This window comes from Peptoniphilus sp., assembly GCF_034090345.1.
Classification (GTDB): Bacteria; Bacillota; Clostridia; order Tissierellales; family Peptoniphilaceae; genus Peptoniphilus.
This window is the reverse complement of record NZ_JAXDSS010000119.1, coordinates 1-7,692: the sequence shown is the minus strand read 5'-3', so window position 1 is coordinate 7,692 and position 7,692 is coordinate 1. Positions and strand designations below refer to the sequence as shown.

Below are 7,692 nucleotides of genomic sequence, written 5' to 3'. Positions count from 1 at the left end.
AATAACTCTTGCCAGAGCAATTTTGAAGCCTGCATCAACAATTATTTTAGATGAAGCAACCGCTTATGCCGATCCGGAAAATGAAGCACTCATTCAAGAAGCAATATCCAATCTCGTAAAGGGGAAAAATCTTGTGATGGTTGCCCATAGATTAAATACAATTAAGCAGGCGCATCAAATAATTTTGATTGATAAAGGTAAAATTATAGCTAAGGGTAAACATGATGAACTTATGAAAGAGCCGCTCTATGCAAGTCTTTGGGAACAATATTTAGGGAAGGAGTAGAATATGAAGTTTATAAAATTATCACTCAAATTAGCGGGGCAGTATAAAAATCGACTTAAAGCGGGAATGTTGCTTATCTTCTTTCAAAATGCTTCTGTGCTGTTTGGTTTTTTTGCTCTATTCCTCGCATTTGGTTGGATGAATGATATTACTGTTGGTCATATTTGTACAATTTTTGGTGTATTATTTGCATCTTTTATTTTCAATTTTCTAACAGGTTGGGCGAAAAGCGGGCTTAGCGATGGTGTTTTTTTCGGAATTTTCAAGGATTACAGACTTGCAGTTGGCGAAAAACTTAAAAAAGCACCCATGGGATATTTTGCAGAACAAAGTTTATCGAGAATTATGGCGGCTTTTACCAATGTTATGAAAAGTCTGGAAAATTACTCTTCAATGAGTATCGACTTTGCTATTTCAGGTATATCAATATCCTTTTTCCTTTTAATCGGAATGTTTGGGGTAAATACTAAAATCGGAATATTGACTTTAATTTGTTTAATTTTAATTTGGCTTTGCGTATTACTTATGACCAATCAAGCAAAGAAAGAAATTGCACGTGAACACACTGCCATTACCAAGGTGGGAGATGCTCTAGTAGATAGTATCAGTGGTATTCCTGTGCTTCGCAGTTTTCCTCTTGTAAATGAGAGTGTTGAGGAGGAAATACACTCTAAATTGAAGAATGCTTCTGAGGAGCTTAGACTTACTCAAGTACATTTTGAGATGGTCTTTGTTATTTATGCTAGAATTTTTTCTACTATTATCAATCTCTCAAGCCTGCTTGTTACACTGTTTTCTTGCTATCTTTATACTAAAGGAGAGGTTTTATTACCGCAAGCACTCACTGTTTCGGCTGCCGGGTTTATGATTTTTGGCGGCTTAAAACAACTTGAAAACGCAGCTATTCTGATGGTTAAAAATCCTGCGAATATGCAATATTTGGATGAGGTCTTAGATATTCCTGAAATAAGTGAGGGGACTTTAGAAGTCATGAAAAACAATGATATTGTCTTTGATAAGGTGAATTTTGGTTATGACAAGAGAAATTTTGTCTTAAAAGATCTTTCATTTACGATTCCACAAGGTTCAAGGACAGCTATTGTCGGACCTTCCGGTTCAGGGAAAACTACAATTATCAATTTAATATCTCGTTTTTATGATGTTGATAGTGGTGAAATAAGATTGGGGGATGAGGATATACGAGATTATAAAGTAGAAAGTTTACTAAAAAATCTTTCTCTTGTTTTCCAAGATGTATATCTTTTTCGAGATACCATAGAAAACAATATTCGCTTTGCAAATCCTGATGCAAGTCATGAAGAAGTTGTAGAAGCTGCTAAAAAAGCGCGCTGTCATAATTTTATTATGGAACTTCCCGACGGTTATAATACTATGGTAGGCGAAGGGGGAAGTTCTCTTTCAGGCGGAGAAAAACAGAGAGTTTCTATTGCGAGAGCGTTACTGAAAAATGCACCGATTATTCTTTTAGATGAAGCGACCAGCTCTGTTGATCCTGAAAATGAATATGAGATTTTGGCTGCTATTGAAGAATTATCGAAAGGGCATACTGTTATCTCTATAGCACACAGGCTTTCTACAGTGAAAAAAGCTGATCAAATCTTAGTAATTGACGGCGGTACATTGGTGCAAGCGGGAAATCACAGTGACTTGATTTGCAAGAAAGGAATTTATTCATCGTTTATACAAGCACGAGAACGTGCAGCCAATTGGACGTTATAGAAATTAGAAAATGAAAAATTTTTATTAAGGGAGAGAAAATGAAAGAAAAGAAGTTAAAAATTAAAGATTTAGTAACCATAGGTGTATTTGCCGTTATCTATTTTGTAGTGATGTTTGGCGTAGGAATGATAGGGATGGTACCTATTTTATTCTTAATCTATCCTAGTATTCTTGGTATTGTAACAGGCACAATTATTATGTTATTTATGGCAAAGGTTCAAAAACCTTGGGGCTTATTTATATTAGGAATACTATCCCCTTTATTGATGTTTGCTATGGGGCATACCTATGTAATAGCAGTTCATGCCATTGTCGTTATGTTTATTGCTGAAATGATAAGAAAAATGGGTGAGTATAATTCTTTTAAATACAACATGTTTGCTTTTGCTATTTTTAATACATGGATTTGCGGATCTTTAATGCAAATGCTATGGGCAAAAGAAAAATATATTAAATTATCAATGATGATGGGGAAAGAATATGTAGAAGCTTTAGAAAAGTTAATTACCTATCCAAATATGTTATTAGTTTATGCCGGTGCTTTAATAGGTGGAATTATTGGAGCATATATTGGAAAGGCTCTTCTTAAGAAACACTTTAACAAAGCGGGTATTGTTTAATGTTTATTGAGAATAATAGAAGATTAAATCCAAATCCCATAACAAAGTTTTTTGTTGTGGGATTATTGGGGTTAACTGTTGTACATTCCATTCATCCTATTTTGGAATGGGCATTGATATTTATTATTTCCATAATGTACTTAATAAATGGTTTTAGAAAAGAAGCGATAAAAAATATTCTTTTATTCGGCGTTCTATTTCTTGCTCCGAATTTCAAGGTATTAGCTCAGTTGCCGTTTGTAATAAAGATGGTTTTTTCATTGATTTTTGTGATCCGTATGTTTTATATTCCATTTGTTGCAGGGAAATTTTTGATTAAAACATCAGATGTTGGGAGCATTATTTCATCTATGGATGTCTTAAAAATACCAAATATCATATCTATTCCCATAGCTGTTATGTTTCGATTTTTTCCGTCTTTTACGGAAGAAAAAGAAAATATCAAAATGGCAATGAAAATAAGGGGAATAGAAACAAAGAATCCTTTTAAATATTTAGAGTATGTTGTTGTACCTCTTTTAATTATTTCATCTAATATTGCTGATGATATATCTAAGGCGGCTGAAACAAAATGTATTGCAAATCCCATAAAAAAAACTAGATATGTCAAGGTTGGTGTAAATTTGATCGACTTCATCTATGGAATAACGACGACTTCAATAGTTATAGGAGGATGGCTATGCTTCAAATAAAAAATCTTTTTTTATCATATGGTGAGGATAATAAAATATTGAATAATATTTCTCTAAAAGTTCTTGATGGAGAATGTATTTTACTTACAGGTGAAAGCGGAAGTGGAAAGTCCTCTATAATAAATTCAATTAACGGATTAGCATTTACCTATGAAAATGCCGGTGGAACAGGGAGTATTAAAGTTGATGATAAGGAGATAAAGAACTTAGAGCTTTATGAAGTATCCTTGCTAATTGCCAGTGTTTTTCAAAATCCTAAGACACATTTTTTTAATGTTAATACTACAATAGAACTTTTGTTTTATTTAGAGAACATCGGTTTATCTAAAGAAGATATGGACTCACGTATGCAAGAAATGCTGAAAATATTTCATATAGAACATTTACTTGGACGCAGTATTTTTGAATTATCCGGTGGAGAAAAACAGATATTGTGCGTAGCTGCTTCATATATTTCCGGGTGCAAAATTATAGTACTTGATGAACCGTCATCAAACTTAGATGATAAGCACATAAATATTTTAATGAAAATGCTAAAAATTTTAAAGGAAAAGAAAATAACGCTTATTCTTGCAGAGCATCGAATTTATTATCTAATGGATTTGGTTGATTATGTTTATTTAATTAAACAAGGAAAGATAGAGAAAGTTTTTAATAAAGAAGAGTTTTTGTCATTATCAAGTGAGAGCTTAAGAAAGTACGGACTTCGTTCAACACACAAAACACTTATAAGTAAAGATCAAAAACTTCATGGAAAAGATTTGAGTATTCAAATGATGAAAATTGATTTTGAAGACAAAGGTGAGTTAATCCTTAAAAACATATCTTTTGATTTGGGAAAGATTTATGGCATTGTCGGGAAAAATGGTTGTGGGAAATCTACTTTTTTACGTGCCATGACAGGATTAGATAAAAAGGATAATAGTGAAGTTATTTTTAAAGGTAAAAAATTGAGCAAAAGAGAACGAATTAAAAATTCGGCGTTTGTTATGCAAGATGTAAATCATCAACTTTTTACAGATTCTGTAGAAGAAGAATTAAAACTTGGAGTTAAGGATTTAAGCCAAGATAAAATAGATAGGCTTCTCATTGGACTTGGACTTGATGAATTGAGGAAAAGGCATCCTATGAGCCTATCAGGAGGACAAAAACAAAGAGTGGCGATAGCTTCTGTCTTATGCAAAAATTCTAAGTTTATATTTTTTGACGAGCCGACAAGTGGAATGGATTATAATAATATGTTAAAAATTTCAAAATTGATAAAGAAAATGAAAACTAAAGAGAACATAATATTTATTGTTTCTCATGATATTGAATTTATAAATGCAACAACAGATTATGTTCTTTTTCTAGAGGATTTTCGAAGTTATAAGTATTAAGAATAATGGTAAGTACTGTTTAAATGAAATAAAAAGAAATTTAAATAATCTTAGTGATTTGTATAAGTTTAGTAAGTGCGAGAATTAATATTATCAACGACATTATATTAAAAACAAGGAGAGCGTTTATGAAAGAAAATATTAAAGAACAATTGCTCACAAAAACACCCATATCATTGATGTTTCAGTTATCTATTCCTGCGGTTATCGGGATGGTAGTAATTGGACTGTATCCGTTAATGGACGGAATATTTGCAGGGAAAATTATTGGACAGATAGCCATGACCGCCTGTGGGGTTGCAATGCCGCTTACTTTTTTTAACAGTGGGGTTTCAACTTTACTTGGTGTAGGTTCAGCATCTGTTTTATCACGAGCGATTGGAAAAGGAGATCAGAAAACTGTAGATAAAATCATGGGAAACCTTATTTTTTGGGTGATTTTATTTTCGACAATCATAACAGTTGGAGGAATACTACTTGCGCCATATTTTTTAGATATGGTCGGTGCAACAGGTGAAATCAAGGCTTATGGAATCAGATACCTAAGAGTTATTTTTATCGGCTCTATTTTCGTAAACTTCACACAGTCTGCAAATATGGTCATGCGTGGGGAAGGATTGATGAAAAAAGCCATGATGATTATGGGCCTTGGAGCATTACTCAATATAATTCTTGATCCAATTTTAATGACGCTTATGGGTGAATATGCCATTGAAGGGGCGGCACTTGCAACGATTACAGCGCAGTTTGTTCAAGCTGTAATAACACTTCAATATTTTTTGAGGAAGAGTAAAGTTGTAAGAATCTATAAGATTAAATCTGATGTGGGAATAAAAAAAGAAATGTTCGCAATAGGTTTATCGGCTATGATGATGCAGCTTTTGTTTATGATTCAGCAGACAATGCTGTATAAAATGGCATTTAAATATGGCGGGGATCCAAACGGAATTTTAATGGCAGCATCGCTTCGTGTATATGCCTTTTCATTCATTCCGCTTTGGGGAATGAGTCAGGGTTTGCAGCCTGTTGTAGGAACAAACTTCGGAGCAAAGCAATATGACAGAGTAAGGCAAGCTATGAAAGTATTTTCTATCGGAGGTCTTGTGCTTGCAGCAGTCTTTTGGATTCCGTCATTATTGTTATCGAGTCAGATACTTTCATTATTTGGCGTAGAGTCAAATATCATAGCGCAAGGAGTAGGGAATTTCAGACTGTTCTATTCTGTATTTATTTTATATGGTGTTATGGTCATGAGCATTACATTTTTCCAATCAATTGGAAATGGAAAGAAGGCAGGGATTATAGTTATGTTAAGACAGCTATTTTTATTTGTTCCTGCAATGATTTTCTTGCCAATGGCATTTGGAGTGAAAGCGGTTTGGTTCACGCAACCTCTTGTAGATTTTATAATGATTGTTATTGGTACATTTATGATGATTGTTGAGTTGAATAAAATGGGAGGAGAAAAGACAATTAATTAAATGCTATTAACAAAAATAAATATATTAGTTGTTAGAAATGCGAAGTAAGAAATGAATATTTATACTAATCACTAATTATGCCTTAACAAAATAGTATAATAGCATAATGGATAATTTAACTAAAAAATGGTTAAAAGAATCACTCACAGGGATTGGCTGAATATAAAAATTTAATTAGTGGTTAGTATAAAATTATTTCTGTGGACCTTGTAAGCTGCCAAGTTTTTTTATGACCCAGTTATAACTTGAATCGACAAAATTTTGAGTTCTTTGGTCTAAAATGTTTCTATATTTTCCACCGTTTAGAATATCTGAATACAATACGACTTCGGATTGTATTTTTCCGTTTTGGTCTTGGTATCTATTTACGTAAGTTGGGTGGAGAATGAAGTTTTCAAGTTTTGTATTTCCATTTTGTTTAATTAAATTCAATTCTACAAAGACACCGGATTCAACTCCTGTATGGCCAATCCACTGTTGTCTTTGATTTGAAATTGAGTTTCCCATTGAGTAGATTGTAAATTTATTATCTTTTAGTTCAGCTCTTTGTAGAACGTGAGGGTGCGAACCAAGAACTGCATCTACACCATTATCCAACAGAAATTTTTCAAAATATTTTTGAGTTTCTGACGGCTCGCTTGTATACTCAACGCCCCAATGAGGATAGGCTATGATGTAATCTGCACCAAGACTTTTTAAATTTTGTATATCGCCTAAAATTAAATCTTCTTGAAGCGGCGAGATTTCATAAAGTTTATCTTTCGGCACAAGTCCGTCTAAACCATTAAACATTTCAGAATATGATAGCAAACCAACTGCAATGCCATTGGTAGTTATGATTAGAGGTTTGGAATTTTCTCTGCGAGTGCCGAAGTGTTTTAGGTTGGCTTTTTCTATTGAATCAATAGTTGTTTGGATGCCTTCGTATCCGGAATCAAGACAGTGGTTATTTGAGGTTGCCAGTGCATCGAAACCAAAGTCTTTTAAATAATTCAAAGCTTCGGGCGGGGTGTTGAACATTGGATGGCCTGAGATGGATTTGTTTGGGTTGACTGTGCTTTCAAAATTTCCAATTACTAAGTCAGCACCTTTTAAATATTCTGAAACTTTTTGGTAGTAGGTGTTGAAAGAATACAATCCTGTGGTGGCATCATAATTATATTTATACAACGGCATATGGTACATGATGTCACCTGTTGCCCAAATTTTAGTACGATATATTTCATTTTCTATCTTTTTCGGGCTATTTAGGTTAATAGATTTATTGTTATTTGAATAAATGTATAGTACTCCCACTGAGAATAGGAGAATTGATAATAATATTGTTATAAGTTTTTTCATTGAATCACCAAGTTATACTAATATCCGTTAAACAATAGATACAATTGTGTGATTTAATGTAGTATAATAATATTATGAAAGATATACAAAAACAAATTCAAGAATTAGAAGTAGAACTCAAAAAAACTAATAACAAAAGAGAATATATAAGGA

At 32.9% G+C, this 7,692-nt stretch carries 6 protein-coding genes and 1 pseudogene; 6 read left to right on the top strand and 1 reads right to left on the bottom strand.

Translation table 11 applies throughout. From position 1 onward, the window contains the following. The 6 genes and pseudogenes from SOR77_RS08975 to SOR77_RS08950 all read left to right on the top strand — a co-directional run. Window positions 1-286: pseudogene (locus tag SOR77_RS08975) on the top strand (ABC transporter ATP-binding protein); the annotation flags it as partial. Window positions 287-289: 3 nt separating this feature from the next. Next, on the top strand, window positions 290-2,026 hold the full coding sequence (locus tag SOR77_RS08970; protein WP_320636765.1) for an ABC transporter ATP-binding protein: 1,737 nt from the start codon (window positions 290-292) through the stop codon (window positions 2,024-2,026). 38 nt (window positions 2,027-2,064) lie between these two features. Next, the gene (locus SOR77_RS08965; RefSeq protein WP_320636764.1) at window positions 2,065-2,646 is read left to right on the top strand and encodes an MptD family putative ECF transporter S component; all 582 of its coding nucleotides are present in this window, start codon (window positions 2,065-2,067) and stop codon (window positions 2,644-2,646) included. Then, entirely contained in the window at window positions 2,646-3,338 is a 693-nt protein-coding gene (locus SOR77_RS08960) for an energy-coupling factor transporter transmembrane component T (protein ID WP_320636763.1), read from the top strand. The genes SOR77_RS08965 and SOR77_RS08960 overlap by 1 nt, the downstream gene beginning before the upstream one ends. Then, on the top strand, window positions 3,326-4,717 hold the full coding sequence (locus SOR77_RS08955) for an ABC transporter ATP-binding protein (RefSeq protein WP_320636762.1): 1,392 nt from the start codon (window positions 3,326-3,328) through the stop codon (window positions 4,715-4,717). Before SOR77_RS08960 ends, SOR77_RS08955 begins: the two co-directional genes overlap by 13 nt. 128 nt (window positions 4,718-4,845) lie before the next feature. After that, window positions 4,846-6,198 carry an MATE family efflux transporter gene (locus SOR77_RS08950; RefSeq protein WP_320636761.1) on the top strand — a complete coding sequence of 451 codons (1,353 nt, stop codon included), beginning with the start codon at window positions 4,846-4,848 and terminating at the stop codon, window positions 6,196-6,198. A 192-nt stretch (window positions 6,199-6,390) separates the two neighbouring features. On the opposite strand, the gene SOR77_RS08945 is transcribed toward SOR77_RS08950, so the two are convergent. Then, window positions 6,391-7,539, bottom strand: coding sequence for a CapA family protein (locus SOR77_RS08945; RefSeq protein WP_320636760.1), 1,149 nt, complete (start codon window positions 7,537-7,539; stop codon window positions 6,391-6,393). Window positions 7,540-7,692: the final 153 nt, after the last annotated feature.

Bases quoted from the DNA above. Each gene is read 5' to 3' on its own strand.
- SOR77_RS08960 (WP_320636763.1), top strand. From the start codon at position 2,646: ATGTTTATTGAGAATAATAGAAGATTAAATCCAAATCCCATAACAAAG.
- SOR77_RS08955 (WP_320636762.1), top strand. From the start codon at position 3,326: ATGCTTCAAATAAAAAATCTTTTTTTATCATATGGTGAGGATAATAAA.
- SOR77_RS08965 (WP_320636764.1), top strand. From the start codon at position 2,065: ATGAAAGAAAAGAAGTTAAAAATTAAAGATTTAGTAACCATAGGTGTA.
- SOR77_RS08945 (WP_320636760.1), bottom strand. From the start codon at position 7,539: ATGAAAAAACTTATAACAATATTATTATCAATTCTCCTATTCTCAGTG.
- SOR77_RS08950 (WP_320636761.1), top strand. From the start codon at position 4,846: ATGAAAGAAAATATTAAAGAACAATTGCTCACAAAAACACCCATATCA.
- SOR77_RS08970 (WP_320636765.1), top strand. From the start codon at position 290: ATGAAGTTTATAAAATTATCACTCAAATTAGCGGGGCAGTATAAAAAT.